Source organism: Escherichia sp. AM3 (genome assembly GCF_032029835.1).
In the GTDB taxonomy this organism is placed as follows: Bacteria; Pseudomonadota; Gammaproteobacteria; order Enterobacterales; family Enterobacteriaceae; genus Escherichia; species Escherichia coli.
On sequence record NZ_JAVUPQ010000055.1, the window covers coordinates 1 to 26,973 of the forward strand.

Below are 26,973 nucleotides of genomic sequence, written 5' to 3' on the forward strand. Positions count from 1 at the left end.
GGTGGAGCTGCATGACAAAGTCATCGGGCATTATCTGAACATAAAACACTATCAATAAGTTGGAGTCATTACCCAGGAAGGGGTGATGCTGCCAACTTACTGATTTAGTGTATGATGGTGTTTTTGAGGTGCTCCAGTGGCTTCTGTTTCTATCAGCTGTCCCTCCTGTTCAGCTACTGACGGGGTGGTGCGTAACGGCAAAAGCACCGCCGGACATCAGCGCTATCTCTGCTCTCACTGCCGTAAAACATGGCAACTGCAGTTCACTTACACCGCTTCTCAACCCGGTACGCACCAGAAAATCATTGATATGGCCATGAATGGCGTTGGCCTCAACACGATTTTACGTCACTTAAAAAACTCAGGCCGCAGTCGGTAACCTCGCGCATACAGCCGGGCAGTGACGTCATCGTCTGCGCGGAAATGGACGAACAGTGGGGCTATGTCGGGGCTAAATCGCGCCAGCGCTGGCTGTTTTACGCGTATGACAGTCTCCGGAAGACGGTTGTTGCGCACGTATTCGGTGAGCGCACTATGGCGACGCTGGGGCGTCTTATGAGCCTGCTGTCACCCTTTGACGTGGTGATATGGATGACGGATGGCTGGCCGCTGTATGAATCCCGCCTGAAGGGAAAGCTGCACGTAATCAGCAAGCGATATACGCAGCGAATTGAGCGGCATAACCTGAATCTGAGGCAGCACCTGGCACGGCTGGGACGGAAGTCGCTGTCGTTCTCAAAATCGGTGGAGCTGCATGACAAAGTCATCGGGCATTATCTGAACATAAAACACTATCAATAAGTTGGGACCATTACCAAATAGTTTATATGCTAAAAATTTAGGGAATCATTTTCCTAATTCTCCAGCTAAAAGTTCAGCCTGCTTCAAAACAGTCTCTGTGGCGAGCAATGACATATCAGGCGGATAACCATATTTTTTGAGCAGACGTTTTACCACCACGCGAATTTTTGCTCTTGCTGCTTCTTTCACTGTCCAGTCAAGACTGACATTGTTGCGGATAGCCTCCGTAAGTACGACTGCCAGTTCTCGTAGTTTTTCCTTTTCCATTAACTCGCGAGCACTGTCGTTATCTGCAACAGCAGAATAGAAGGCATATTCATAAGCGCTGAGGTTTAACTGGCTGGCAAGGCTGTCAGATTCCTGGATAGTCTTGGCAAGCTTGATTAGCTCATCAATTACCTCCGCTGCTGTCAGTACCTTGTTCTGGTAGCCATTGATTGCAGAGGTCAGCATATCAATCAGTTTTTTGCCTTGGGTGATACTTTGATTCGAGCGAACTTTAATCTCGTCAGAAAGCAGTTTTTTAAGCGTTTCCAAAGCAATATTTCTGTGTTGGTAATCCTTCATTTCCTGAAGGAATTCTTCAGAAAGAACGGAAATATCTGGCTTTTGTATCCCAGCAGCGTCAAAAATATCAACAACTTTATCGGTAACCAGAGCCTGATCGATAGTCTGTTTTACCCGAACTTCCAGACTGTCATTGTGTTCTTCTTCTGATCCGTCTGAGTTTTCAGTAAATTTATTCAGTCTGGCTTTTACTGCCTGGAAGAATGCTACTTCGGGTGCCGCTTCCATTGCTTTATCGTGCGGTGTCGCCAATGCAAATGCCTGCGACAAGGCTGCAACCGCAGCCAGGAAACGCATTTTACCTTTACCGTTATCCAGCCCTAAAATATGGTTTTCTGATTCAAGAATAATTGTCAGGCGTTGTGAAGTAGTTGCGGCAAAGTAAGCTTTGTAATCGTAGCCATGCATCATGCCTTCCAGGATTTCCAGCTTTTCCTGCATGAGCGTTACAGCTTCTTCCTGAACCTCAGCAGGATCTCCACGTCCACCTGCATCAGAGTAAAAGGAGAGGGCTTCTTTTAAATCAGAGGCAATGCCCAGATAGTCAACAACCAGACCGCCTATCTTATCTTTATACACACGGTTCACACGGGCAATTGCCTGCATGAGGTTGTGGCCTTTCATTGGTTTGTCGATATACAGCGTATGCATGCTGGGAGCGTCGAAGCCGGTTAACCACATATCACGCACTATCACCAGTTTCAGCTTGTCGTCGTCATCCTTCATACGATTAGCCAGAACCTGACGTTCTTTTTTTGTGGTGTGGTGTTTAGCGATTTCTGGTCCGTCAGCAGCAGAAGAGGTCATGACGACTTTAATCACGCCATCATTTAGATTATCGCTGTGCCATTCAGGTTTTAACTCTATGATTTCTTTATAAAGTTCAGCAGCAATACGACGGGACATGGTGACAATCATGCCCTTGCCATGATCGGCATTAGATTTTAAGCGCTGTTCAAAGTGCTGAACCATATCCGCCGCAATAGCTTTAATACGTTTTGAACTGCCAATCAAACCTTCGATTCTGGCCCATTTAGACCGTTCTTTCTGGGTAAGCGTCAGCTCGTCTTCGTTAAACTCATCGTCGAAGTCTTCAATTAGCTGGCGACCTTCGTCACTGATGGCAATTTTGGCAAGACGGCTTTCATAGAAGATACGCACGGTTGCACCGTCTTCTACGGCCTGTGAGATATCGTAGATATCAACGTAGTTACCAAAAACAGCAGGTGTGTTTACGTCCGTTTTTTCTATGGGGGTTCCGGTAAAGCCAAGATAGGTAGCATTGGGCAAGGCATCACGCATATATTTGGCAAAGCCGTAAACGGTGCGTTTACCTGTTACGTTGCCTTCGCTGTCTTTCACGTCAACTTCTTTGGCGCTGAAACCGTATTGTGAACGGTGGGCTTCATCAGCGATAACGACAATATTGGTTCTGTCTGACAACAACTCATAGATATTGCTGCCATCATTAGGCTGGAATTTTTGAATAGTGGTAAACACCACACCACCAGAGGCTACGCGCAAATATTCTTTGAGTTCTTCCCGGTTGTCGGCCTGTTTTGGTGTCTGACGAAGTAGCTGGGTCGCGGAAGAGAACGTACCGAATAGCTGATCATCCAAATCGTTACGGTCAGTAATCACAACAACTGTCGGATTATCCAGCGCCAGCACAATTTTCCCGGTATAAAACACCATCGAAAGCGATTTACCGGAACCCTGAGTATGCCAGACTACGCCCGCTTTGCGATCTCCGGTTTTTTGCGCATTAACAAGATCTTTACTGTTACGTCCCTGCTGGCGCAGTGCCACTTCGGCAGAGGGGGAGTCCGCATTCACCGCTGAGGCACGAATAGTGGAAAGAACTGCTGCATTGACCGCGTAGTACTGGTGATAAGCCGCCATTTTTTTAACAGTACGGATACTGATAATCCCTTTGCTGTCTTCATGTTTGCTGGCCTCAAACACGATAAAGTGGCGGATCATATCCAGCAGCGTTACAGGATTAAGCAACCCCTGTAATAAAACTTCAAGCTGTGGTTGGGTACTGGTGGCTTGCGTTTTACCGTTAGCAGTTTTCCACGTCATATAACGACTGAAATCGGCAGAAACCGTCCCCGCTTTGGCTTCCAGCCCGTCAGATATCACATTAAAAGCATTGTAGTTAAACAGACCGGGGATTTGGTTCTGATAGGTTTTAATCTGATTATAGGCACCTGTTACCGTAGCATTTTCGTCAGCGGCATTTTTAAGTTCGATAACGACTAATGGCAGGCCGTTGATGAATAAAATAAGATCAGGTCGGCGGGTATGATTGCCTTCTTTGATGGTGAGCTGATTAATGACCAGAAATTCATTATTAGTGGGATCGTTAAAGTCGATCAGGCAGGCCAGCTCTCCTTGTGTATTACCATCCTTACTGACTTCGATATTGATCCCTTCGGTCAACAGGCGATGAAAGGCCAGATTGTTTGCCATTAGATCAGGTGTGCTGATCTGCATCACCTGTTTCAGGGCTTCCTCACACTTCTGTTCACTAAGGTGCGGATTCAGGCGTTGTAGAGCAATACGCACCTTATCTTCAAGGATAACCTGCTGATAGCTACGTAACGGATTGATTCCACTGGGTTCAATGTCCGGGCCGTAAACATACTCATAGCCCAGCCCTTGCAGGTGCTCAATTGCCATTACTTCAATATCGGATTCGGTCATCTTTGCCATGCGTACTGTCCTTATTGCCGCTTAACCAGAGAGCGGGCTGTACACCCGCATAATTATTTTATGCTACTGATGCGATTGCTTCTTCTGCATACTGAACCCGTACTTCACCGCTCATCAGTTTGGGAAGTAAGGTATCGCGGAGTTTTTCTAAGCTATCAATTTGTTTTGAGTTGTTAATAAGTTTACTTTCAAATGAATCTAATAACTCATTAATTATACGTAGGGAAGCTTCTGTTGGCAGATTAACATTGAACTTCTTAAGATGATCCAAGTTAACTCGTTGTCTGCCACTTGAACCTTCCATACAGCTTTCTGCATATTCTTTGAAGTCCGGGTTTCGGCACATGATATATGAGATAAAAGGATGGATTTCTTTTTTAGGACGCATAACTATGAATTCGGTAGAACCCCATCCAGTTTCATTGTCGTCTAAAAAATCAATATAGGCCGCTTTCCCATTTTCTAAACATGGGGTAATTCTGGCTAGCAAGGTATCTCGTTTAGTAAATTTAGTTCCTGAAGAAAATGGACGTCTGTAATATCCATTTGCACGAAAATTAACAGTGCTCAGTCCAGCCATGTCCAAATAAGTAGCGTCTTGGCTTTTAATTAAAGTTCGCTTTGGATTAAAGTCAATTATCTGATCTATACTAACTGATACACCAGTGCTATCTAAAATAAACCACTGCCTAAACAGGGTTTCAGCCATAGATTCTAGTGTTTTATTCTGGCAATGAAGCAGGTCTATTTTGTCTTTAAGAGAGGACAAAATAGAGGCGATGGCTTTTTGTTCAGATTCATCAATTGGTAAGTAAAGAGGAATCAAATTTAGCGATGCTTTATTTAATTTTGGTTGAGCAGCACCTGTTAAATAAGGAGATAGATCAAGTTGTGAAAAATATTGGATTATCAATGCCGTTAAATGGGGCTTTTTAGCTTTAAGGACATGAGCGTGATTATTAACCCAAAATTTTCCAGTAGCTTCAAATGCTATAGGTGTTTTTCTGGAATTTAAGTTTTCTCCATCTTCAGAAATAAGGATGTAGCTGCCATCAAAAATATAATTGTCGATATAATCGACAATTCCTGACGCTCCATAATATGGAAAATTTCCTTTCTTATGGGCTCGTTCCATAGCACTCAAAGGAATTCTTTGTGCGTTGCAAAAATCTGCTAATTCAGTTATACAAAAATTTCTCCACCTACTCATAAAACCACCTTCGCCAGATTATCAACGATGGCTCTGTTCAGACGCGCCTCTTCTTCCAGTTGCGCTTCAAACTCAGCTTTAAGAGCCGTAAAGCGTTCTTTAAAGTCGAAATCGTCTTCTTCATCAGCAAGACCAACATAACGGCCAGGTGTCAGCACATAATCGAGTTTAGCAACTTCAGCAATGTCTACTGACGCACAGAAACCAGCGACGTCTTCGTAGTCGCCACCTTTGTTACGCCAGTTATGGTAGGTATCGGCTATGGTTTTAATATCGTAGTCAGACAGGACTTTGGTTCGACGATTAATTAAATGGCCTAAATTCCGGGCATCAATAAACAGAATTTCTTTACTGCGATCACGATATTGGCTGCTATTTTCACGATCACGACGCATAAACCATAACGCCGCAGGGATCTGGGTGTTCAGGAACAGTTTTGCAGGTAAATTTACGATACAGTCAATCACATTGGCATCTTTTACCAGTGCGGCACGGATATCACCTTCACCAGAACTTTTAGATGTTAAAGCCCCTTTTGCCAGTACAACACCAGCCTGACCTTTTGGCGACAGGTGATACAGAAAATGCTGCATCCAGGCAAAGTTAGCATTCCCGGTAGGTGGGATACCGTATTGCCAACGGGCATCGCCACGAAGCTGCTCACCGGACCAGTCAGACACGTTAAACGGTGGATTGGCAATGATAAAATCAGATTTTAGATCTTTGTGGGCATCGTTAAGGAATGAGCCTTCACTGTTCCAGCGGACGTGTTCTGAATTGATACCCCGGATAGCCAGGTTCATTTTTGCCAGACGCCAGGTGGTCTGGTTGGATTCCTGACCGTAAATCGAAATATCGTCAATATTTCCCTGATGCGCTTCAACAAATTTTTCTGACTGAACGAACATACCACCGGAACCGCAGCAAGGGTCAAAGACTCGGCCTTTATAGGGTTCCAGCATGTTAACCAGCAGGCTTACGATGGATTTTGGCGTATAGAACTGACCGCCCTGTTTGCCTTCTGCCAGTGCAAATTCACCAAGGAAGTATTCGAATACGTGGCCTAATACATCAGCAGAACGCGCTTTGGCATCTCCCAGTGCAATGTTGCCAATCAGATCTATCAGTTCACCCAGCACAGTTGCGTCGAGGTTCTGGCGAGCGTAGACTTTCGGCAGCACACCTTTTAGCTGTGGGTTACCCGCTTCGATAAGCTCCATAGCATCATCAACCAGCTTACCGATTTCGGGTAGCTTTGCCTTAGATATTAGATAGTTCCAGCGTGCAAGCTCAGGGACAAAGAAAATGTTGTAAGCGGTGTACTCGTCTCTATCTTCCGGGTCAGCGCCTGCGAACTCGCCTTCACCAGCCTTCAGCAACTCATAATGAGATTCAAAAGAATCAGAAATATACTTAAGGAAAATCAGGCCCAGCACGACATGCTTGTACTCGGCTGCATCAATGTTCTTACGTAGCTTGTCAGCCGCTTTCCACAGGATGACCTCTAACGGGTCTGTTTTGATTTCTTTAGGTTTTCTGGCCATTAGCGTAACTTTGTGAAGGTGGAAGATGGCCCTATTTTGCCTTAAAGTTCCGCTTGTTACGAGCTTATACAGCGATTAATTATTATCTGGTTTTAGTGTGTTCGTGTAGCTCAGCAAGTGCAATGACTCATGGAGTAAATGCTTTGTAGCGGGATTGTAGATGTCAGGTCATTGCCGTCAATGGAGCCAGTGTCATTGGCATAATTGCTGCACAGCCGATGCCACGCGCACATTCGCTAGTTCACTGTGGTTCATCGTGTGTACTACACCAGTACGCAGTCCGGGAAGTAACGGCATGGCAGAATCGTTTGTAAAGACGTTCAAGCGGGATTATGTGTACGTAGATGATCTGCTGGATGCAGTCTAAATGATGGAAACAATGGCAGAATAGATAGAGGATTATAATAATCTGCATCCACACAAGGGGTTGAACATGAAATCGCCACGCGAATATCGTGATGCCATATTAGCAGTTAATTAGCCGTGTCCGTTTTAGCAGGGACAACTCCAGTATTCAAAAAAGCTTTCTTAGTGCATATGCATGAGGTGAATAGATGTACAGGCTATGACAAACCATAGTTGTAATTTTTAATGTTTAAAATTCTCCGTTACAGTAGGACACTCCTTGTACATTAAATTCCATCTAAGGTTGAATTTTTAATTTAATAAGGTCGCAATCTAAAATGATGTGTATGGGGTTATTTGTAAGATGATTTTTTATGTTTGATAGTGGTGATTAAGGGAGCGGGTAATGTTTGTCTATTCAAAAATATAGAGATTCAAGGTTGGTAGCAGTTTGGCTTCTTTTCTAACCGAAGGGCAGAAAAGCAAGGGGAACTCGAAGAAGCAAGCGCAGCGGCTTCGCAGAGTTAGCCCTTGCTTCTCTTATAATTGGCATTATTCATTCAAGAACAATAGGATCTTCGCTTGTACAAGCGAAGCTATAATAAAAACAATCAATTAATTATTTTAAAAGTATTAAACAAGAACCTATTGACATTCATAAAATACAAGTTATTTATAATGTATGCCATAAATAAAAAGTTTTATGTCATATGTATCCTGCACTATGTGCAGTTAATGTACCACTTGTCCCATAGATGGGAATATTGGAAAGGTTACTTTGTTTTGAAGTAGCCTTTCGTCCTTCAATATTAACGATTACTTATTGCTATTACCAAGTCCAGTCGAATCGAAGAACATCTTTTATCTGAAACGACTCCTAATACCCGGTTAAAGCCACAATAACTCTCGCATACGTAGACCAAAGAAAAATTATGATATTAAATATGTGATTTTTTTTAGTGTTAAGTTGAATAATTAAATACTGGAGAGTTTTCTGTGCACTACCAATTGCTGGTTCATCTGTTCTGCCGCTGATGTTTCTGACGAATCTCCCGGTGACACAGAACTGTCCCTCTCTACCAGCCTTTATTCGACTCAATGTCCGGCTGCTGATACGCAGTTATCCCTTCGTATCAATGACTGACACTTAAACGTAATGCTTTGGTTGCTGGCGTATCTGACAGCTTCTTCGGCGTGAAGGTCGTTGTGTAAGTATACTTCTTGGTTTATTTAGGCTATATAAAACATGACTATGACTTGCTGTTTTCAGTAAGAGTCTTATCATCCAAAGAATTTATTCTAGAAATTCTTTTTAACTCATTAAGATAATCAACCTCGTTTTCTAAGAACCAATGAAGAACTTTAGAATTGCCAAGTAATTTATTAATATATGACTGGATTATAACGAATTTCAACATATCTGAACCATACTCGGTTTGAAGCTTTTTCGTTTCTTCCGAAGTTGTTGCCATTTCTTGTTCCAGACGAAGTATGGTTTTTTTTATATCCTTTTTATAGGGAGTGTTTTTCCCTTTATTTACTATCATCGATGCCGGTGTTGCATCCAAGATGCTCATTGCAAATTTTTTACTATAATTATCAAAATTAATCATTGTACCGACTGCTTCAATTTGGCGAATTGGCTTCATTTTCCTCAAAACGTCAAATGTAGCCTTAGGTATAGGTTTATCAGAAAGTTTCGCAATTACACTTGGATCTATGCCGTTCATCACATTCGCTTTATCTTTTATGGCATCAACAGATATGCCCAAAGCAGCACTAAGTTTTTCAATTGATACTTTTGCCAGAGACTTAATTATCATTCTATGTTCTTCAACTACATTTATATGATTCACTTGTTTGTTAGGAGTGAAAGCATCATCTATGCTCGAAAGTATACATGGAGCTTTTTCTATACCTAAGTCTTTTAAAGCCTCAACCCTTAAATGGCCATCAAGTATCTTAGTGACATCTTTATCTTTGTCATAGAATACTATTATTGGTTCAATAATACCTAAGCTTTCGATAGAGGTAACTATTTGATGATATTTATGGCTTCGCTTTACGTTTTCTAATAATTCCTTAGATGGAATTAACTTATTAGTTTCCAGGTAAATAAAATTATCGCCAAAACGTATCTGAATCATTTTAATACCTCTTTGTTTACTGGGGTTAATATCTGAGATGGTAGTTCTGAAAGATTCTCTTGTTCAAGTATATGTTGAAAGCTTTTATTCATCATTATGATGTTAAAAATCTCATTTACTATTAGTAGGTTGGTTTTTATGAATTTTGAGTTGTTATAAACAGATTTATGTTCAGCGATACTATTTTCATAAAGCTCAATCAACTCCTCTGCAGTCATCCTTTTTGATGGTTTGTGATAATAAAATCCGGCTGCTTTTGCACCTTTATTCCCAACTGTTCTTTGATTTAGAATGTGTTTTATCTTTATAATGTCCCGACTTTTTATTAATTTTTTATCATATGCTTCGGTAAGAATATCTTGTGCTTCCTCAGTTTCACATCTTGCAAATTGCACTGCGAGATACAGAGGCAAATTACCCCGTTCGACTGCTGAGAGAAGTTTATGCTCTCCCTTATCAAGTAGCATATTAATACTGCTCACCCAGTTCGATGAATATCCAGTAATCTCACTTATTTCGGAGTCTGAAAGTCCTCTGATTTTCATGTCTTTAATCACCTGTAATAACTCATTAGAACGTGGTCTTCTCCTTGCAATGTTTTCAACTAAACTCATAACGTAAGCATCTTCTTCTGATACATCTCTTATAATTGCTGGAATAATAGTTTCACCTAATGCAACGAGAGCCTCTATTCTCCCTTGACCACAAATTAAAGCATATTTGAAATCGCCTTCATCAATAGCTCTTACGCTTATAGGCTTGCTTAATCCTCTTTTTTTTATGCTTTCCTTTATTTCTTCATGCACTAACTTATTTCTTGTTCGTGGGTTAAGAAATTTTATTTTTGCAATCTCAATTTGAATTATTGGGAATTCATTTTTTTCAGGCAGCATATAGTTCCCTCACTTTCATGCGAGTAATAATTTGTAGAAGTTTATCAAGATTATCAAATCTATAGAGATCTAATCGAATGTTGTTTGTTTCCGTCATACACATTTTATTATATTCGTTTTCAATCTTTGGTATGATATAAAAATCAAGAGGTGAAATATTTTGTGAATTCATTCGTATAACAATTGTTATGTCTGCTTTCTGTGAGTTATCAAACCGGACTTTCCATCTAAGTTTACCTGATTTCATATGTATGCATTTAGTAACAAGGACGGAAATTAAAAACTCATCATTGATGTAAAGCATTGGGGCATATTTATACTCGTCTATATGACAGTTACTTTTTAAAATTTCACCCTTAAAATCCTCAATTATCTCTGAGTGAAATGATCTTAGTGCTTCATTTATTTTGAGATAGCTGTAATCATGTTCTGGCTTATAACCAATCAAAGTATATGCTCTTAAAAGACCACCAAATCGGGTTCTATAAACAGAAGATGAAGGGCCTGTATCATCTTCATCAATGATAAAGCCTGATAGTTTTCCATTAGATTCTAATTTTTGTTTTAGTTTTTCTAATAGATCTTCATTAGTCAAATGAATGGATCGGAGCTGAATTATTTCTTGAGCTTTATTGTATTTTTTCTTTGAAATAATAGGTTTATATGCCTTGTCACATCTAACCCATTCATGTTTGGGGTTTTTTACAAGCCTACTTTTTAATTTAGATGAGGTTTTGTTATATATGTTGTTTCCAATATATTTTTCATTTGTCAAAATTTGATGTATTTTTGCACGAGTCCATAATGTTCCATTTTCTGCAGGTATGTTCTGTTCATTTAATCTCTCAGCAATAATGAATTCTGGGACGTTATTATCTATAAAGAGATCATATATTCTATTTACAATTTTTATTTCATTTTTTGGTCCCGGAATTAATATTACCCTATCTGTTTGAATACTCTTTCTTTTGCGGAAACTCAATATTTCTTTAGCTATGCCATTTTCGTCTACTAAAAGACGTCTCAGCCCATAACCAGCCATACCGCCTTGATGATAACCAAGCTTTATTAAATTTACTTGCCCTATAAATACCTTTTCAGATAAATTCCTGCTGTGATATGCAGCACTAGATCTTTTTATATTCAGTATAACAGAGGACTCTAAAGGGAAATCTTTAGTGGGTATAGGTTCGGAACAATATATAAGATCTACACCATTTCTCTCAAATAGAAAGGAATAATATGCCGCTTCATCACTATTTTGAAAACGACCAAAACGGCTCACATCATAAAATAATACAGCCTGTATATCTATTTTCTTTTGTTCTACATCGCTAAGTAACTGCTGCAAAGAATGCCTGCCTACGATACTGACTCCGCTCTTACCTGCATCATCGTAGGTATAAGCGATTTCCATATTGTTCTTTTCAGCATAATCTTTGATATATTCGGACTGATTATGTAAAGAATATTGCTGATGGTCGGTAGACATCCTCAAGTACTGCGCGACCCTAACTCTATGATTTTTGTCATTTTCGCTAGCCATGCACGAAACCTCATGGGTGATTCAATACAATGTAGAGGATAAAATTGATCAAATTTTAACCGAATTCAACTGTTTTATCATTGATTAGAGCGAATTTGGTAGATCTTCGAGGTGTATGATAATCGAGAAGAGATGTGAATTATTTAGCTGATATGACCGACAGCTTTCGTTATGTGGACTCAATGTCCCCATTTGTAAATGGCTATGCTTAGTCCACATAGGTTAATGGTGTGATTATTAATTCTTTAACTAAATCAAGATAGTTAATCCATCATGGGAGAGTTATGCGGCAATAACTTTGCATTTTTGAGACGAAACATAGTCACTCCACCATTGCATGAGAACCACCCGTTCAGTGAGATACTCTGCACGATTGTAGGCTGCAATTATTTCATCTTTCTTCGAGTGGGCAAGGGCGGCTTCTAAGACATCAGTCCTAAACTTGCCAGACTCCTCAGCAGCCGTTCTAGCAATGGATCGCATACCGTGAGCTACAAGCTCACCTCCGAAACCCATACGGATTATGGCCGCATTAGCTGTTTGTTCATGCATGTGATTGAGTGGAGCTTTGATACTGGGGAACACCCACTCTCTATGCCCGCTGATGACTTTCATTAAATCCAAAACTCGCAAAGCTTCTTTGCTCAGTGGAACTTTGTGAGGCTTCTTCATTTTCATAAACTCCGCCGGGATGTTCCACATGCCAGTTTCAATATCAATATCTGACCATCTTGTGCGAACAGCTTCACCTGGGCGAACCCATGTGAGAAGTTGCCACTCAATCAGTAGCCTTGTTTCCAAACGGATAGAAGCATTGTTTAGAGCAACCAAGAAGCGAGGGAGTTCGGAAGGGGGTAATGCTGGCATATTCTGTTTTTTTGGCTTGCTGAACCGTTGCCCCAGGTTGTCTGCCGGGTTGAATTCTATGAGTTCTTCTGTTGCTGCATAGCGGAAAATTTCATTCAGGCGGGATATGATGCGGCGAAGTGTTTCAAGGACACCTCGTTTTTCTATGGGTTCTAAATGCTGTTTAAGCATTTTAGGGCGAATCTCCTTAATTGGGGTATCACCCAATGTGGAAAAGATATTTCTCTCTAGGCTTCGCCAGATGTCGTTAGCATGATCTTGGGAGATGCCTGACGTTTTGACTTTCTCATCAAGCCACTTCTTGGCTACTGCTTGAAATGTATGTTCCGTGGCATCTTTCAGTGCATTGGCTTTTTGGTTGTTATGAACTTGGGGGTCTATACCATTTGTAAGCAACGACAAGTATTCATCACGTAAAGCTCGTGCCTTCGCAAGTGTAAGGTGAGGATAGGTTCCTAAGCTCACCTTAGTTCGCTTTTTGGTCACAGGCACTGCATATCTGAAATACCAATTTTTCTTCCCTCCCTTCGCCAGGGGAGCGATTCGCAACAGCAAACCATCGCCGTCAAAAAGGTTAACCTCTTTTTCGGCAGGTTTGGTGCTTTTGATTTCAGTGTCAGTGAGCTTCTTAGCGATTTTGGCCATGTTTGGGACCCTCGATTTTAGGACCCATCTTCGTGGGTCCCATTCAGGGTGCCATAACTCGTAGTTCTCAGCAATTCTCACTAGACTACAATAGACGTAAAAAAGCCCGCAGAGCTTGTGCTGTGCGGGCTTAGTAGACTTTACTGAACTTCAGTACATCAATATTTGGTGGAGCTGGCGGGAGTTGAACCCGCGTCCGAAATTCCTACATCCTCGGTACTACATGCTTAGTCAGTCTTTACATTCGCTTGCCAGCTGCGGACGGACACGCCACTAACAAACTAGCCTGATTAAGTTTTAACGCTTCAACCCCAGGCAGGGCTTCCACGCGATCTCTTTTGGGTTTGACCTCTCTTGATCCCCGTCCTAAGAGCGGAGGCTAGGGAGAGAGGGCTCTAAGCAGGTTATTAAGCTGCTAAAGCGTAGTTTTCGTCGTTTGCGACTATTTTTTGCGGCTTTTTACGAGGCCAACCGCCCCTCGGCATGCACCTTGGGTTTCGCAAATCCCGTCGAATCCAGAATCAGCCCCAATGTGTAAAGGTAAGTATACCAGATTTATGAGCGCCATGACCAGCCTCAATGGCGTTATCGTTAAAGATTTAGCACCCATGTAGCCTGATTTTTATTCGATTAAGCAATGGGATGGCAACATTTGTGTCGGATGTGATAGCCAATAAGATGTTCATTCGCGCCGCCGGAGAGGGAGGCGCGGTGAGGAACTGGTCAATAATTGGAGTGCAGGTTTAACGGTGGGCGTTTTTCATGATACGCGCTTTATCCACCTGCCATTCGCGCTCTTTGATATCTGAACGTTTATCGTGCTGTTTCTTACCTTTGGCGACGCCGATTTTCACTTTGCACCAGGCATTTTTCCAGTACAGGGAGAGCGCCACTACGGTATAGCCTTCTCGATTGACGCGACCGTACAATGAGTCCAGTTCGCGCTGGTTGAGAAGTAACTTGCGGGTACGGGTAGGATCGCACACCACATGCGTGGAGGCCACTGCCATTGGCGTGATGTTTGCGCCAAACAGGAACGCTTCTCCGTCACGCAGAAGGACATAGCTGTCGCTGATATTGGCTTTTCCTGCGCGCAGGGATTTAACTTCCCAGCCTTGCAGGGCAAGTCCCGCTTCGAACTCTTCTTCGATAAAGTATTCGTGACGGGCGCGCTTGTTAAGCGCGATGGTCGCTGAACCAGGTTTATGTGCTTTTTTCTTTGTCATAAGCGTCGTGAATCATCGGTAATCTGAAATCGAAAACACCCCATATCAATCCTGCGGGGGACAAGGCTCTATCTTAGCATGAACCCGATGTTACCCAGCGCCGGGATAGCGTTTTTTTTACAGCAGGATAAATGATATTATTTGTTGGATTTTTGTTGATGGAAATTGTTATGCCTCAGATTAGCCGGACCGCACTGGTACCCTACAGCGCGGAGCAAATGTATCAGTTAGTGAATGACGTTCAGTCTTATCCTCAGTTTTTGCCGGGTTGTACCGGAAGTCGGATTCTGGAGTCCACTCCTGGGCAGATGACTGCGGCGGTAGATGTCTCTAAGGCTGGGATCAGCAAAACGTTTACTACCCGCAACCAGTTGACCAGTAACCAAAGTATTCTTATGAATCTGGTGGATGGGCCGTTCAAGAAATTGATTGGTGGATGGAAGTTTACGCCGCTGAGCCAGGAGGCGTGTCGTATCGAGTTTCATCTCGACTTTGAGTTTACCAATAAGTTGATTGAACTCGCCTTTGGTCGCGTGTTTAAAGAGCTGGCGGCTAATATGGTCCAGGCTTTTACGGTTCGTGCGAAAGAGGTTTACAGTGCCAGGTAAAATTGCCGTTGAGGTGGCTTATGCGCTACCTGAGAAGCAGTACCTGCAGCGCGTGACGCTGCAGGAGGGCGCGACGGTTGAAGAAGCTATTCGCGCCAGTGGCTTGCTGGAATTGCGTACCGATATCGATTTAACTAAAAACAAAGTCGGCATTTACAGCCGTCCGGCAAAACTAAGCGATAGTGTGCATGATGGCGATCGGGTGGAGATTTATCGCCCTCTCATTGCCGATCCGAAAGAGCTTCGCAGGCAACGAGCAGAAAAATCAGCGAATAAATAACAGACAGAAAAAAGGTGCTCATTGAGCACCTTTTTTAACGTCTTTGAGAGCAACTTTATTATTAGTTACCACTCAGCGCAGGTTTGTTATCAATATTGGTCAACACACCGCTACTGTTAAAGGTCAGCGTCAGCGTTTGCTGCGTTACACCTTCATGACCTGGTTGCTGGCGGAAGACATAGAACCAGGTATTCGTACCAAATGGATCGGACATCAGCGGTGTACCCAATGCGTACGCAACTTGTTGTTGCGTCATGCCAACACGTATTTTGGATACGTCGTTAGCGGTCAGATAGTTCCCCTGGTTGATGTCAGGACGGTAAACCACTCGCTCCAGAGTGGAACAGCCTGCGGTCAACATCAATAGTACTGCTGCTGCAGCAGTCAGCGTTTTACAGCGCATAGTGATTTGATTCCTTTTCGGGCCCGAGCAGTACGTGGCTCATCTGTAATATGCCGATGATAATAGACCTTTCATCACTTTAAAACCTTTTGCTTTCCGGTCTTACGGCGTTTTGCTGTTTACTCTGACCGTGAAGCAGGAAAAAAGTTTACGCTGCAAGCAGTTCTTTCGCATTCGCCAGTGTATTACGTGTGACTTCACTGCCACCAAGCAGGCGCGCCAGCTCTTGTAACCGCGCTTTTTTATTCAGGGATTGCATATGCGTTTCTGTCATCGCACCATCGGTTTCTTTGCTGACAAAATAGTGTTGATGACCACATCCCGCGACTTGTGGCAGGTGGGTAACACACATCACCTGAGTTGATTCGCCGAGTTGACGCAGCAGTTTGCCGACAACTGCCGCTGTTGGACCGCTAATCCCTACATCCACTTCATCAAAAATCAGTGCCGGGGTTTCCATTTTACGCGCCGTGATGACCTGGATTGCCAGTGCGATGCGGGACAATTCACCACCGGATGCGACTTTGGCAATAGGCTGCATTGGCTGACCTGGGTTGGTGGTTACCCGAAACTCAATACGATCGGCACCGTCAGCGCCCAGGTGATGCTCGTCAAATTTAACATCGATCGTAAACTGCCCATGCGGCATTGAGAGCGCATGCATACTGTCGGTGATCAGCTGTGCAAGTTCTTCTGCATATTGCTGGCGTTGTTGGTGTAATGCGCGCGCGATTTCCAGTGCCTGCTGATGATGTTTCGTTACCGCCAGCGCAAGCGTTTCTTGTGAGTCGGCCTGATCGTCCAGTTGCTGCTGTTCTTCCAGTAGCGACTGGTAATACTGTGGCAATGCCTCAGGGCTGACGTGATGTTTACGTGCCAGCGAAATCTGTTTTGAGATGCGCTGTTCAAGTTCAAATAGTCGGTTGGGATCGAGATCCAGACGATCGCAGTAGTGGCGCAGTTCATCGCTGGCTTCAGCAATCTGGATGGTAGCTTCTTCCAGCATATCAAGTACGCCGGACAGTTTGCTGTCCATGCCAATCAATTCGCTCACCAGTTGTTTAGCCGTGTAAAGCTGACTTTGCAGGTTTGCGTCTTCACCGTCGGCCATTAATGCCAATGCATTCTGGCTGGTGGTCAGCAATTGACCGCTGTTCGCCAGACGTTTGTACTCTTCGTCGATTTGTTCAAACTCTCCGGGCTGCGGATTAAATTCGTTAAGTTCTTTTAATTGGTATTGCAGCAGTTCCGCACGGGCGGCGCGTTCCTGGCTTAACTGTTGATGATGCGCGAGGTCACGGCAGCTTTGATGCCACAACTGATAACGTGCGGTCATTTCCTGCAGTAGAGAGGTTTCATTGGCATAGCCATCAAGCAGGAATTTTTGGTGCTCAGGTTTGGTGAGTAATTGATGAGCGTGCTGACCATGGATCTGAATCAGCAACTGACCCAGTTCGCGCAGTTGTGACAGAGGAACAGCTGTACCGTTGATGAAACCACGGGAGCGACCATCGCTGCTGATCACGCGACGAAGCAAACATTCATGCCCGTCTTCAAGCTGGTTTTCTTCCAGCCAGCGCAGAGCCGCTGGCGTATCTTTCAGAGAAAAACGGGCGCACAGGTCAGCGCGAGCAGCGCCGGTACGCACCATGTCGGCTTCAGCGCGACCACCGAGACAAAGACCGAGGGCATCTATTGCAATAGATTTACCCGCGCCGGTCTCGCCAGTTATTACGGTCATGCCGCTATGAAAATCAATCTCAAGCTCACGAACGATAGCAAAGTTGCTGATGGTCAGTTGTGCCAACATAGTCGTTTTCCTGTATGAAAAACCATTACTGTTATTGTGTACAGTATAAACTGGTTTTATATACAGTAAAGAGGCTGGCGTAAAATTAGAATAATTTTTTTGACCAGCCGAGCTTGGTGCTTAATGTGTTGAAATAACTGTAATCTTTCGGATGAATCAGATTCAGATGGTAATCACAGCGACGAATCAGGACATCTTCACCTTCCTGAATCGGCAGTGCTATCTGGCTGTCGCAACTGATTTCCAGGTCGTTACGGCGATGCGAAAAACGCAGACGGATCGTGCTGCTGCTGTTTATGACCAGTGGTCGTGCTGACAACGTATGCGGGAACATGGGCACCAGGGTAATCGCATCCAGAGAGGGGGTCAGAATAGGACCGCCTGCAGAGAGGGAATAGGCGGTGGAGCCTGTTGGCGTCGAAATAATTAGTCCATCAGATCGCTGAGAAAACGCAAAGATCTCGTCGATATACACTTCGAACTCAATCATATGCGCCACTTTGCCTGGATGAAGCACCACTTCATTTATCGCGGTGCTGATGCGTTTCTGGCAATCTTGCTGACAGACTTGCGCTTCCAGCAAAAAACGTTTCTCGCTGATGTAGTGGCCTTCCAGCACATCGGCTAACTGTTGCTGGGCGTTATCGGGGTCAAGGTCAGTCAGGAAACCCAGGTTGCCACGGTTGATTCCAATAACTTTAATATCGTAACGGGCGAGTGTGCGTGCCGCGCCCAGCATATTACCGTCGCCACCAACGACTACCGCGAGATCAGCTAGTTGCCCAATCTCCGCGAGCGTGCCAGTTTTCACATTCTTCAGTTGCAGTTCGTGAGCGATTTGTTGCTCAACGATGACCTCGTAACCTTTTGTGCACAGCCAGCGGTAGAGCATTTCATGTGTTGTCAGTGCAGTGGGGTGCCGTGGGTGTCCCACAATGCCAATACACTTGAAATGATTATTCATTTTTCCGAGGTCCTTGTTGCGAAGATTGATGACAATGTGAGTGCTTCCCTTGAAACCCTGAAACTGATCCCCATAATAAGCGAAGTTAGCGAGATGAATGCGAAAAAAACGCGGAGAAATTCATGAGTAGTAAAGAACAGAAAACGCCTGAGGGGCAAGCCCCGGAAGAAATTATCATGGATCAGCACGAAGAGATTGAGGCAGTTGAGCCAGAAGCTTCTGCTGAGCAGGTGGATCCGCGCGATGAAAAAATTGCGAATCTCGAAGCTCAGCTGGCTGAAGCCCAGACCCGTGAACGTGACGGCATTTTGCGTGTAAAAGCCGAAATGGAAAACCTGCGTCGACGTACTGAACTGGATATTGAAAAAGCCCACAAATTCGCGCTGGAGAAATTCATCAACGAATTGCTGCCGGTGATTGATAGCCTGGATCGTGCGCTGGAAGTGGCTGATAAAGCTAACCCGGATATGTCTGCGATGGTTGAAGGCATTGAGCTGACGCTGAAGTCGATGCTGGATGTTGTGCGTAAGTTTGGTGTTGAAGTGATCGCCGAAACTAACGTGCCGCTGGACCCGAATGTGCATCAGGCTATCGCAATGGTGGAATCTGATGACGTTGCGCCAGGTAACGTACTGGGCATTATGCAGAAGGGTTATACGCTGAATGGTCGTACGATTCGTGCGGCGATGGTAACTGTAGCGAAAGCAAAAGCGTAATTTCTGTTTTCGTAATAATTCACGGCCCTGCATGCGAATGCAGGGCCGTTTTCGTTACTCCGCCACACTCTCGCGCAGCGGTTTCACAGGAAAAACTTTTACCTGCTTAATCATATTGTCCTGTACGTCGAGAATATCTATATCGTACTCGCCAATACGCACGCGGGTGCCTGCGACAGGGATCTCTTCCAGTGCCTCAAGAATGACGCCATTAACCGTGCGGGCATCATCTTCCGGTAGATGCCAGTTAAAGGCTTTGTTGATTTCCCGCACGTTGGCGGTGCCATCGATAATCACCGAACCGTCGTTTTGCGGCGTGACCTCTTCGGCAAGTGTTGGCGACATCGACGTAGTGAAATCGCCGACAATCTCTTCCAGAATATCTTCAACCGTCACCAGCCCCTGAATGTCTCCATACTCGTTGACGACCAGGCCGACTTTCTTTTTGTTGCGCTGAAACTTTACCAACTGCGTGCTGAGCGGCGTACCTTCCGGCACAAAATAGATCTCGTCCGCGGCGCGCAGCATGGTTTCTTTGGTGAACTCTTTTTTCTCCGACATCAACCGCCAGGCTTCACGTACTCGCAGCATACTGATGGCGTCGTCCAGCGAATCACGGTAGAGCACGATGCGCCCGTGAGGTGAGTGGGAGAGTTGGCGCAGAATCGATTTCCAGTCATCGTTGATATCAATACCGATAATTTCACTGCGCGGCACCATGATGTCATCAACGGTCATTTTTTCCAGATCGAGCACCGACAGCAGCATATCCTGATTGCGACGGGAAATTTGTGAGCGTGATTCGTGCACGATAGTGCGCAACTCTTCTTTGCTCAAAGAGCCGCTAACCACGATATCGGTTTTGATACCCATCATGCGCATCAGCATACGGGTGATAGCATTCAGCAACCAGACCAGCGGCATCATCAAAATTTGCAGCGGAGCCAGCAGAAAACTACTCGGATAAGCGACTTTTTCCGGGTACAGCGCGGCAATGGTTTTCGGCAATACCTCAGCAAATACCAGTACGACAAAAGTCAGCACACCAGTCGCAATTGCCACGCCCGCATCGCCGTACAAACGCATCCCAACAATAGTGCCGAGCGCGGAGGCAAGAATATTGACCAGGTTATTGCCGATTAACACCAGGCTTATCAGGCGGTCTGGCTTACGCAGCAATTTTTCGACGCGTTTGGCCGAGCGATTACCCTGTTTCGCCATATGTCGCAGACGATAGCGGTTGAGGGTCATCATTCCGGTTTCGGACCCGGAAAAATAGGCTGAAATGACCACCATGATGATCAGAATAATGATCAACGTAGTAGTAGAAATGTGTTCCAGGGGAAACTCCTTTTCTGGGTTTAGCTGATTAACTGCTGGACAATTCGGCTGCCGAAGTAGGCCAGTGTCAGAATTACCGCGCCCGCAACGTTAAACCAGACGACGCGGCGTCCACGCCATCCTTCATGGTAATGTCCCCACAGCAGCACAATATAGACAAACCACGCCACGATAGAGAGCACAGCCTTGTCGATATTTTCCATGCTAAATAGGTTGTGCATGTAGAACAGGCCAGTGCAAAGCGTGAGCGTTAGCAGCACCACGCCAATCTGCGTGATGTGGAACATTTTACGCTCGATACTCATCAATGGCGGCATTTCCTGGTTAAATGCCAGCTTCTTGTTCTTCAGTTGGTAATCAATCCACGCCAGTTGCAGCGCGTACAGGGCGGCGATAATTAGCGTGGCATAGGAAAAGAGCGATAAGCCAATGTGCACCAGCATCCCAGGCGTTGCTTCCAGATGGGTGATGTATTCATTGGGCATGAAGGTCGCCAGCGCCAGGTTGATAAGCGCAAAGGCATAGACAATGGGTAGCAGCAACCAGCCACGATTGCGAGAAGCCACAATGGTCATTACCGTACAGATCATCAAACTGACCAATGAACCAACGTTCAGCAGGCTGAGGTTTTGTCCGCTATCACCGTCGGGCAGGATGCGGGCTTCCAGAGCGATTGCGTGGCAGACCAGCGCAATGACCGCAGAAATAATAGCCATGCGCCGCCAGCCGCCGTTTTTTTGCAGCAGACCGGGAACAATCAGCGCAAGACTGACGGAGTAGGCGACAAGCGCGAGCAGAGCAAAAACGGGCATAGTGATGTCGACAGTTTGAGCAATAAGAAAGAGAAGCAGTATAGCGTCAGGTGAACGCTGCTCCAACCGTTGCATAACAACAAAGACGCCTTCATGTTATACTGCGGCAAAATACTGATGATGTGTCGCGATTGCGGCCAACCGTTTCCACCCCAGGCGAGAGACAATGTTTGATAATTTAACCGATCGTTTGTCGCGCACGCTGCGCAATATCAGTGGCCGTGGACGCCTCACTGAAGACAACGTAAAAGATACGCTGCGCGAAGTGCGCATGGCGCTGCTGGAGGCGGACGTCGCTCTGCCGGTAGTGCGTGAGTTTATCAATCGCGTAAAAGAGAAAGCGGTTGGTCATGAAGTTAATAAGAGCCTGACGCCGGGGCAGGAGTTCGTCAAAATCGTCCGTAACGAACTGGTTGCGGCGATGGGCGAAGAGAACCAGACCCTGAACCTGGCGGCGCAACCGCCTGCGGTCGTGCTGATGGCGGGCCTGCAAGGTGCCGGTAAAACAACCAGCGTTGGTAAACTCGGTAAGTTCCTGCGCGAGAAGCACAAGAAGAAAGTGCTGGTGGTTTCTGCCGACGTTTATCGCCCGGCGGCAATCAAACAGCTTGAGACGCTGGCAGAGCAGGTGGGCGTTGATTTCTTCCCTTCTGATGTTGGTCAGAAGCCGGTAGATATCGTTAACGCGGCGCTGAAAGAAGCCAAACTGAAATTCTACGACGTGCTGCTGGTGGATACCGCTGGTCGTCTGCACGTTGACGAAGCGATGATGGACGAGATCAAACAAGTCCATGCGTCGATTAACCCGGTTGAAACCCTGTTTGTGGTTGACGCCATGACCGGTCAGGATGCGGCCAATACGGCAAAAGCATTCAATGAAGCGTTACCGCTTACCGGCGTAGTGTTGACCAAAGTGGACGGCGATGCCCGCGGCGGTGCGGCGCTCTCTATTCGTCACATCACTGGCAAACCGATCAAGTTTCTCGGTGTTGGCGAGAAAACTGAGGCGCTGGAGCCGTTCCATCCGGACCGCATCGCGTCGCGTATTCTCGGCATGGGCGACGTACTGTCGCTGATCGAAGATATCGAAAGCAAAGTTGACCGCGCGCAGGCAGAGAAATTAGCCAGCAAGCTGAAAAAAGGCGACGGCTTCGATCTCAACGATTTTCTTGAGCAACTGCGCCAGATGAAAAATATGGGCGGCATGGCTAGCCTGATGGGCAAGCTGCCGGGCATGGGGCAGATCCCGGATAATGTTAAGTCGCAGATGGACGATAAAGTGCTGGTGCGTATGGAAGCCATCATCAACTCGATGACGATGAAAGAGCGCGCTAAGCCAGAAATCATCAAAGGTTCGCGTAAGCGTCGTATCGCTGCCGGTTGCGGTATGCAGGTGCAGGACGTTAACCGCCTTCTGAAGCAGTTCGACGACATGCAGCGCATGATGAAGAAAATGAAGAAGGGCGGAATGGCGAAGATGATGAGAAGCATGAAGGGGATGATGCCGCCGGGATTTCCTGGTCGCTAAATGACCTTATGCGACAGAGTTATTAACTGCTGATTGCATTTTCTCCAGAAATCAGTAAAATTTTCGGGCTTTTAATATGACACCGGACTCCGTTCCTCGATGGGGTCCGGTTGTTTTATTCACACAAGAGGATGTTATGGTAACTATTCGTTTAGCACGTCACGGCGCTAAAAAGCGTCCGTTCTACCAGGTTGTTGTCGCTGACAGCCGTAATGCACGCAACGGTCGCTTCATCGAGCGCGTTGGTTTCTTCAACCCAATCGCTAGCGAAAAAGAAGAAGGCACTCGCCTGGATCTGGATCGCATCGCTCACTGGGTTGGCCAGGGCGCAACTATTTCTGATCGCGTTGCTGCGCTGATCAAAGAAGTAAACAAAGCAGCTTAATCTGTCACGGTGGTCATGATGAGCAAACAACTCACCGCGCAAGCACCTGTTGATCCCATCGTTTTGGGAAAAATGGGTTCGTCTTACGGTATTCGTGGGTGGCTCAGAGTGTTTTCTTCCACCGAAGACGCCGAAAGCATTTTTGACTATCAGCCCTGGTTTATCCAGAAGGCGGGTCAGTGGCAGCAAGTCCAGCTGGAAAGCTGGAAGCACCACAATCAGGACATGATCATCAAGCTGAAAGGCGTTGACGATCGTGATGCGGCGAACCTGCTGACGAATTGTGAAATTGTCGTGGATTCATCGCAGCTGCCTCAGCTTGAAGAGGGGGACTACTACTGGAAAGACCTGATGGGCTGCCAGGTAGTAACCACTGAAGGCTACGATCTCGGTAAAGTCGTCGATATGATGGAAACCGGATCTAATGACGTTCTCGTCATTAAGGCAAACCTGAAAGATGCGTTTGGTATCAAGGAACGTCTCGTACCGTTCCTCGATGGGCAGGTTATCAAGAAAGTCGATCTCACTACTCGTTCAATCGAAGTAGATTGGGATCCTGGTTTTTAAACCACCGGATAAACGGTAAAAGACGGCGCTATGTGGATTGGCATAATTAGCCTGTTTCCTGAAATGTTCCGCGCAATTACCGATTACGGGGTAACTGGCCGGGCAGTTAAAAATGGCCTGCTGAGCATCCAGAGCTGGAGTCCTCGCGACTTCACGCATGACCGGCACCGTACCGTGGACGATCGTCCTTACGGCGGCGGACCGGGGATGTTAATGATGGTGCAACCCTTGCGGGACGCCATTCATGCAGCAAAAGCCGCGGCGGGTGAAGGCGCAAAGGTGATTTATCTGTCACCACAGGGACGCAAGCTTGATCAAGCGGGCGTCAGCGAACTGGCAACGAATCAAAAATTGATTCTGGTGTGCGGTCGCTACGAAGGTATAGATGAGCGCGTGATCCAAACCGAAATTGACGAAGAATGGTCAATCGGCGATTACGTTCTCAGTGGTGGTGAGTTACCAGCAATGACGCTGATTGACTCCGTTTCTCGGTTTATTCCGGGAGTACTGGGACATGAAGCCTCGGCAACGGAAGATTCCTTTGCTGAAGGATTGCTGGATTGCCCGCACTATACGCGGCCTGAGGTGTTAGAAGGGATGGAAGTTCCGCCAGTGTTACTGTCGGGCAACCATGCCGAGATACGTCGCTGGCGTTTGAAACAGTCGCTGGGCCGTACCTGGCTTAGAAGACCTGAACTTCTGGAAAACCTGGCTCTGACTGAAGAGCAAGCAAGGTTGCTGGCGGAGTTCAAAACGGAACACGCACAACAGCAACATAAACATGATGGGATGGCGTAAGCCCCCGAGATATCAGTTTACCCAGGATAAGAGATTAAATTATGAGCAACATTATTAAGCAACTTGAACAAGAGCAGATGAAGCAGGACGTACCTTCCTTCCGTCCGGGTGATACCGTGGAAGTGAAAGTATGGGTTGTTGAAGGTTCCAAAAAACGTCTGCAGGCATTCGAGGGCGTGGTTATCGCTATTCGTAACCGCGGTCTGCACTCTGCATTCACTGTTCGTAAAATTTCCAACGGCGAAGGCGTTGAGCGTGTCTTCCAGACTCACTCTCCGGTAGTTGACAGCATTTCTGTCAAACGTCGTGGTGCTGTTCGTAAAGCTAAACTGTACTACCTGCGTGAGCGTACTGGTAAGGCTGCTCGTATCAAAGAGCGTCTTAACTAAGATTTCGCTTAAGCGACATCCTGTTAAGAAGGGCTGGCCAATTGGCTGGCCCTTTTTTATCTGTTTGCTGGTGTTTTAAGGGGTAGTAATCACCACTGCGACGCGGCGGTTCTCGGCGCGGCCCTGGGCGGTCTTGTTACTGGCTATGGGATATTTTTTTCCTAAACCCTGTGTGGTGAGATTGCTGCGTGGAATTTGTCCACCCATAGCCCATGCATCGGCCACGACATTCGCCCGTTTCAATGATAAGCCTTCGTTGTAACTGTCTTCACCATAGTTATCGGTGTGTCCATCCATACGGGCATGTGTTAGCCCTGTCGAGGCCAATTTGGCTGCCATGGTTTGGATCTGTTGCTGGCTTTCCGGGAGCAATTTGTAGTCATTTTTTGCGAACAGAATGGCATCTGATAAGCCCAGCGACCAGTCGCCGGCGGATTCAGTAAATCCATAAGATTGCATAGCGGCGACTTGCTCAGGAGTAAACTTTCCCTGAGGGGACTGGCAGCCAGTCAGTATTAGTGAGGTGAAAATCAGGGGTGCTACCAGGTGCTTTATCATATCGATATATCCTTGTTATCTCACCAGCTTTTCGGCACGCTGGTGTTTGGCCTGATACATATTGTGATCGGCAAGCTCTTGTAATTTTTCCGCAGAGGCGTGCTCAATGGTCATCGCGTAACCAATGCTTAATGTCATGGTGGTCTGATGACCATTATGAAGATCAAACGGGAGATTAAAGATTTGTGTCAGTGCTGAGCATATCTGCTGCACTTCAGATTCTGACTGTACATCATAGAGCACCATAGCGAATTCATCGCCGCCCAGGCGGTATGCTTTATGTCGCAGCCCGCCAACTTCAGCTAACCGTTTTGCGATTTCAATCAAGACTCTATCGCCCGTCGCATGACCCCAGGTATCATTGATGTATTTGAAATTATCGCCATCAAGAAATAGTAACGCCGACGTTTTTCGGGCATCGGAATTGTTCATCAACGTGTTGATGCCGCTACGAAACGCTGCGCGGTTAGCCAGCCCGGTTAATGGGTCATGTAGCGCGGTACGTAGAAGCTGCGCATTTTTAGCCTGTAAACGAAGCTGCCACTCTTCCATTTCATCCAGCAGACTGTTGAAGTCGAGAGCGAAGCGGTGAAACTCAGCGATACGTTCTTCCGAAACTCGTCGGGAAAAATTGCGGTTGGAACGCACATCATGTACGACATCGGTGATATTTTTCAGTGCTTCCACCAGGCCATTGTGCAAATGGCGGGTGAGGGTAATTGCGATGCCTGATGCCAGCAGAATACAACCGGTCAGTACGGCGAGCGAAAACCAGATAAAATGGCTGATTGAACTGTCGCGAGCGGTTAAGCGTACTTCGCCAATGGTTTCACCATTGTGACGAATCGGCTGAATGATGGGGGCGGGGAAGAGCCAGTGGCTTATGAAATTGCTGAAAGTATCGCCTGGATCCTTACGGGTGTAATGCCAGGACGCCAGAATATTTTGCTGCTTATCACGTACTTCTGCAGTTGAAAATTGCCCTTGCTGGCCCAGCGCTGCCAGTGTTTCAGTTGCTGCAGGGCCATCGGCAAAAACGACAGCTGCTTCCAGACTGTAAGTCATTGTTGCTGCTGTCAGTGCCAGGTTTTTTTGCGCGTACTGTTTCAGGGTCAGCACCGAGGTCACGGAAAGCAGCAACCAGATCAGCATCATAGTGATAAATATGCTGGTGATACTGATGTTGCGTAATGCTCTTTTAAACGTGGGGCGCTTATTAAGAGAATTATCGGGTGATGCTGCCAACTTACTGATTTAGTGTATGATGGTGTTTTTGAGGTGCTCCAGTGGCTTCTGTTTCTATCA

General features: G+C 45.8%; 25 protein-coding genes, 1 other RNA gene and 1 pseudogene. 11 read left to right on the forward strand and 16 right to left on the reverse strand.

Annotated elements, in window-relative coordinates:
- Nucleotide 1: 1 nt before the first annotated feature.
- Nucleotides 2-58: an IS1 family transposase gene (locus RTW80_RS31450; protein ID WP_003032489.1), complete on the forward strand. Its 57-nt coding sequence runs from the start codon at nt 2-4 to the stop codon at nt 56-58.
- A gap of 78 nt (nt 59-136) precedes the next feature.
- Nucleotides 137-801 (forward strand): IS1 family transposase gene (locus RTW80_RS17325; RefSeq protein WP_249546533.1). Its coding sequence is split into 2 segments (ribosomal slippage): nt 137-353 and nt 353-801, totalling 666 coding nucleotides; the frame shifts between segments, so codons are not numbered across the junction.
- A gap of 45 nt (nt 802-846) precedes the next feature.
- Here RTW80_RS17325 and RTW80_RS17330 read toward each other — a convergent pair.
- The 3 genes from RTW80_RS17330 to RTW80_RS17340 are packed head-to-tail and all read right to left on the reverse strand — an operon-like array spanning nt 847 to nt 6,840.
- Nucleotides 847-4,086 carry a type I restriction endonuclease subunit R gene (locus tag RTW80_RS17330; protein ID WP_033548215.1) on the reverse strand — a complete coding sequence of 1,080 codons (3,240 nt, stop codon included), beginning with the start codon at nt 4,084-4,086 and terminating at the stop codon, nt 847-849.
- 58 nt (nt 4,087-4,144) lie between these two features.
- The gene (locus RTW80_RS17335; protein ID WP_032343003.1) at nt 4,145-5,296 is read right to left on the reverse strand and encodes a restriction endonuclease subunit S; all 1,152 of its coding nucleotides are present in this window, start codon (nt 5,294-5,296) and stop codon (nt 4,145-4,147) included.
- Entirely contained in the window at nt 5,293-6,840 is a 1,548-nt protein-coding gene (locus tag RTW80_RS17340) for a class I SAM-dependent DNA methyltransferase (protein WP_032343002.1), read from the reverse strand. Before RTW80_RS17340 ends, RTW80_RS17335 begins: the two co-directional genes overlap by 4 nt.
- Before the next feature lie 211 nt (nt 6,841-7,051).
- Between RTW80_RS17340 and RTW80_RS17345 the strand changes: the two are divergent.
- Nucleotides 7,052-7,321: pseudogene (locus RTW80_RS17345) on the forward strand (integrase core domain-containing protein); the annotation flags it as partial.
- Between the two features lie 1,114 nt (nt 7,322-8,435).
- Here the strand turns inward: RTW80_RS17345 and RTW80_RS17350 are convergent.
- From RTW80_RS17350 to smpB, 6 genes are all read right to left on the reverse strand, one after another.
- Nucleotides 8,436-9,332: a ParB/RepB/Spo0J family partition protein gene (locus RTW80_RS17350; RefSeq protein WP_000614783.1), complete on the reverse strand. Its 897-nt coding sequence runs from the start codon at nt 9,330-9,332 to the stop codon at nt 8,436-8,438.
- Nucleotides 9,329-10,225 carry a ParB/RepB/Spo0J family partition protein gene (locus RTW80_RS17355; RefSeq protein WP_000936460.1) on the reverse strand — a complete coding sequence of 299 codons (897 nt, stop codon included), beginning with the start codon at nt 10,223-10,225 and terminating at the stop codon, nt 9,329-9,331. Before RTW80_RS17355 ends, RTW80_RS17350 begins: the two co-directional genes overlap by 4 nt.
- The gene (locus tag RTW80_RS17360) at nt 10,215-11,771 is read right to left on the reverse strand and encodes a recombinase family protein (protein ID WP_000135614.1); all 1,557 of its coding nucleotides are present in this window, start codon (nt 11,769-11,771) and stop codon (nt 10,215-10,217) included. The genes RTW80_RS17355 and RTW80_RS17360 overlap by 11 nt, the downstream gene beginning before the upstream one ends.
- Before the next feature lie 282 nt (nt 11,772-12,053).
- A complete protein-coding gene (locus RTW80_RS17365) occupies nt 12,054-13,283 on the reverse strand; it encodes an integrase domain-containing protein (protein WP_001062342.1) in 1,230 nt (409 codons plus the stop codon).
- A 166-nt stretch (nt 13,284-13,449) separates the two neighbouring features.
- Nucleotides 13,450-13,812, reverse strand: a transfer-messenger RNA (tmRNA) gene (gene ssrA, locus RTW80_RS17370).
- 214 nt (nt 13,813-14,026) lie between these two features.
- Nucleotides 14,027-14,509: an SsrA-binding protein SmpB gene (gene smpB, locus RTW80_RS17375; protein WP_000162574.1), complete on the reverse strand. Its 483-nt coding sequence runs from the start codon at nt 14,507-14,509 to the stop codon at nt 14,027-14,029.
- Between the two features lie 170 nt (nt 14,510-14,679).
- On the opposite strand from smpB, the gene ratA reads away from it, so the two are divergent.
- Both ratA and RTW80_RS17385 read left to right on the forward strand, forming a co-directional pair.
- Entirely contained in the window at nt 14,680-15,117 is a 438-nt protein-coding gene (gene ratA / locus RTW80_RS17380; RefSeq protein ID WP_001300750.1) for a type II toxin-antitoxin system toxin RatA, read from the forward strand.
- Nucleotides 15,107-15,397, forward strand: coding sequence for an RnfH family protein (locus RTW80_RS17385; RefSeq protein ID WP_001117838.1), 291 nt, complete (start codon nt 15,107-15,109; stop codon nt 15,395-15,397). Before ratA ends, RTW80_RS17385 begins: the two co-directional genes overlap by 11 nt.
- 61 nt (nt 15,398-15,458) lie before the next feature.
- Here the strand turns inward: RTW80_RS17385 and bamE are convergent, their stop codons facing one another.
- The 3 genes from bamE to nadK all read right to left on the reverse strand — a co-directional run bounded on the left by bamE (nt 15,459) and on the right by nadK (nt 18,574).
- A complete protein-coding gene (gene bamE / locus RTW80_RS17390) occupies nt 15,459-15,800 on the reverse strand; it encodes an outer membrane protein assembly factor BamE (RefSeq protein WP_001203437.1) in 342 nt (113 codons plus the stop codon).
- A gap of 148 nt (nt 15,801-15,948) precedes the next feature.
- Complete coding sequence (recN, locus tag RTW80_RS17395; RefSeq protein ID WP_000880910.1) at nt 15,949-17,610, reverse strand: DNA repair protein RecN; 1,662 nt, start codon at nt 17,608-17,610, stop codon at nt 15,949-15,951.
- An 85-nt stretch (nt 17,611-17,695) separates the two neighbouring features.
- Nucleotides 17,696-18,574, reverse strand: coding sequence for an NAD(+) kinase (nadK, locus tag RTW80_RS17400; RefSeq protein WP_001059169.1), 879 nt, complete (start codon nt 18,572-18,574; stop codon nt 17,696-17,698).
- Nucleotides 18,575-18,696: 122 nt separating this feature from the next.
- Here nadK and grpE point away from each other — a divergent pair, with 122 nt between their 5' ends.
- The gene (grpE, locus tag RTW80_RS17405; protein ID WP_001296310.1) at nt 18,697-19,290 is read left to right on the forward strand and encodes a nucleotide exchange factor GrpE; all 594 of its coding nucleotides are present in this window, start codon (nt 18,697-18,699) and stop codon (nt 19,288-19,290) included.
- Between the two features lie 54 nt (nt 19,291-19,344).
- On the opposite strand, the gene RTW80_RS17410 is transcribed toward grpE, so the two are convergent.
- Together RTW80_RS17410 and RTW80_RS17415 are read right to left on the reverse strand one after the other, a co-directional pair.
- Nucleotides 19,345-20,631, reverse strand: a complete 1,287-nt coding sequence (locus tag RTW80_RS17410; protein ID WP_010723175.1) for an HlyC/CorC family transporter — start codon at nt 20,629-20,631, stop codon at nt 19,345-19,347.
- Nucleotides 20,632-20,651: 20 nt separating this feature from the next.
- Nucleotides 20,652-21,443, reverse strand: coding sequence for an inner membrane protein YpjD (locus RTW80_RS17415; protein WP_001338897.1), 792 nt, complete (start codon nt 21,441-21,443; stop codon nt 20,652-20,654).
- 166 nt (nt 21,444-21,609) lie between these two features.
- Between RTW80_RS17415 and ffh the strand changes: the two genes are divergently transcribed.
- The 5 genes from ffh (at nt 21,610) to rplS (ending at nt 25,110) form a co-directional block, all read left to right on the forward strand.
- Nucleotides 21,610-22,971: a signal recognition particle protein gene (ffh, locus tag RTW80_RS17420; RefSeq protein ID WP_000460035.1), complete on the forward strand. Its 1,362-nt coding sequence runs from the start codon at nt 21,610-21,612 to the stop codon at nt 22,969-22,971.
- Nucleotides 22,972-23,107: 136 nt separating this feature from the next.
- A complete protein-coding gene (gene rpsP, locus RTW80_RS17425; RefSeq protein ID WP_000256450.1) occupies nt 23,108-23,356 on the forward strand; it encodes a 30S ribosomal protein S16 in 249 nt (82 codons plus the stop codon).
- Between the two features lie 18 nt (nt 23,357-23,374).
- A complete protein-coding gene (gene rimM / locus RTW80_RS17430) occupies nt 23,375-23,923 on the forward strand; it encodes a ribosome maturation factor RimM (protein WP_000043335.1) in 549 nt (182 codons plus the stop codon).
- A gap of 30 nt (nt 23,924-23,953) precedes the next feature.
- Nucleotides 23,954-24,721 (forward strand): tRNA (guanosine(37)-N1)-methyltransferase TrmD, encoded by a 768-nt coding sequence (gene trmD, locus RTW80_RS17435; protein WP_000264777.1) that lies wholly within the window; start codon nt 23,954-23,956, stop codon nt 24,719-24,721.
- 41 nt (nt 24,722-24,762) lie between these two features.
- Nucleotides 24,763-25,110 (forward strand): 50S ribosomal protein L19, encoded by a 348-nt coding sequence (rplS, locus tag RTW80_RS17440; protein WP_000065253.1) that lies wholly within the window; start codon nt 24,763-24,765, stop codon nt 25,108-25,110.
- A gap of 75 nt (nt 25,111-25,185) precedes the next feature.
- Here rplS and RTW80_RS17445 read toward each other — a convergent pair whose 3' ends face one another.
- Both RTW80_RS17445 and dgcN read right to left on the reverse strand, forming a co-directional pair.
- Complete coding sequence (locus RTW80_RS17445; RefSeq protein WP_000589828.1) at nt 25,186-25,668, reverse strand: OmpA family protein; 483 nt, start codon at nt 25,666-25,668, stop codon at nt 25,186-25,188.
- Between the two features lie 15 nt (nt 25,669-25,683).
- Complete coding sequence (gene dgcN / locus RTW80_RS17450) at nt 25,684-26,913, reverse strand: diguanylate cyclase DgcN (RefSeq protein ID WP_263937147.1); 1,230 nt, start codon at nt 26,911-26,913, stop codon at nt 25,684-25,686.
- Nucleotides 26,914-26,973 lie beyond the last annotated feature (60 nt).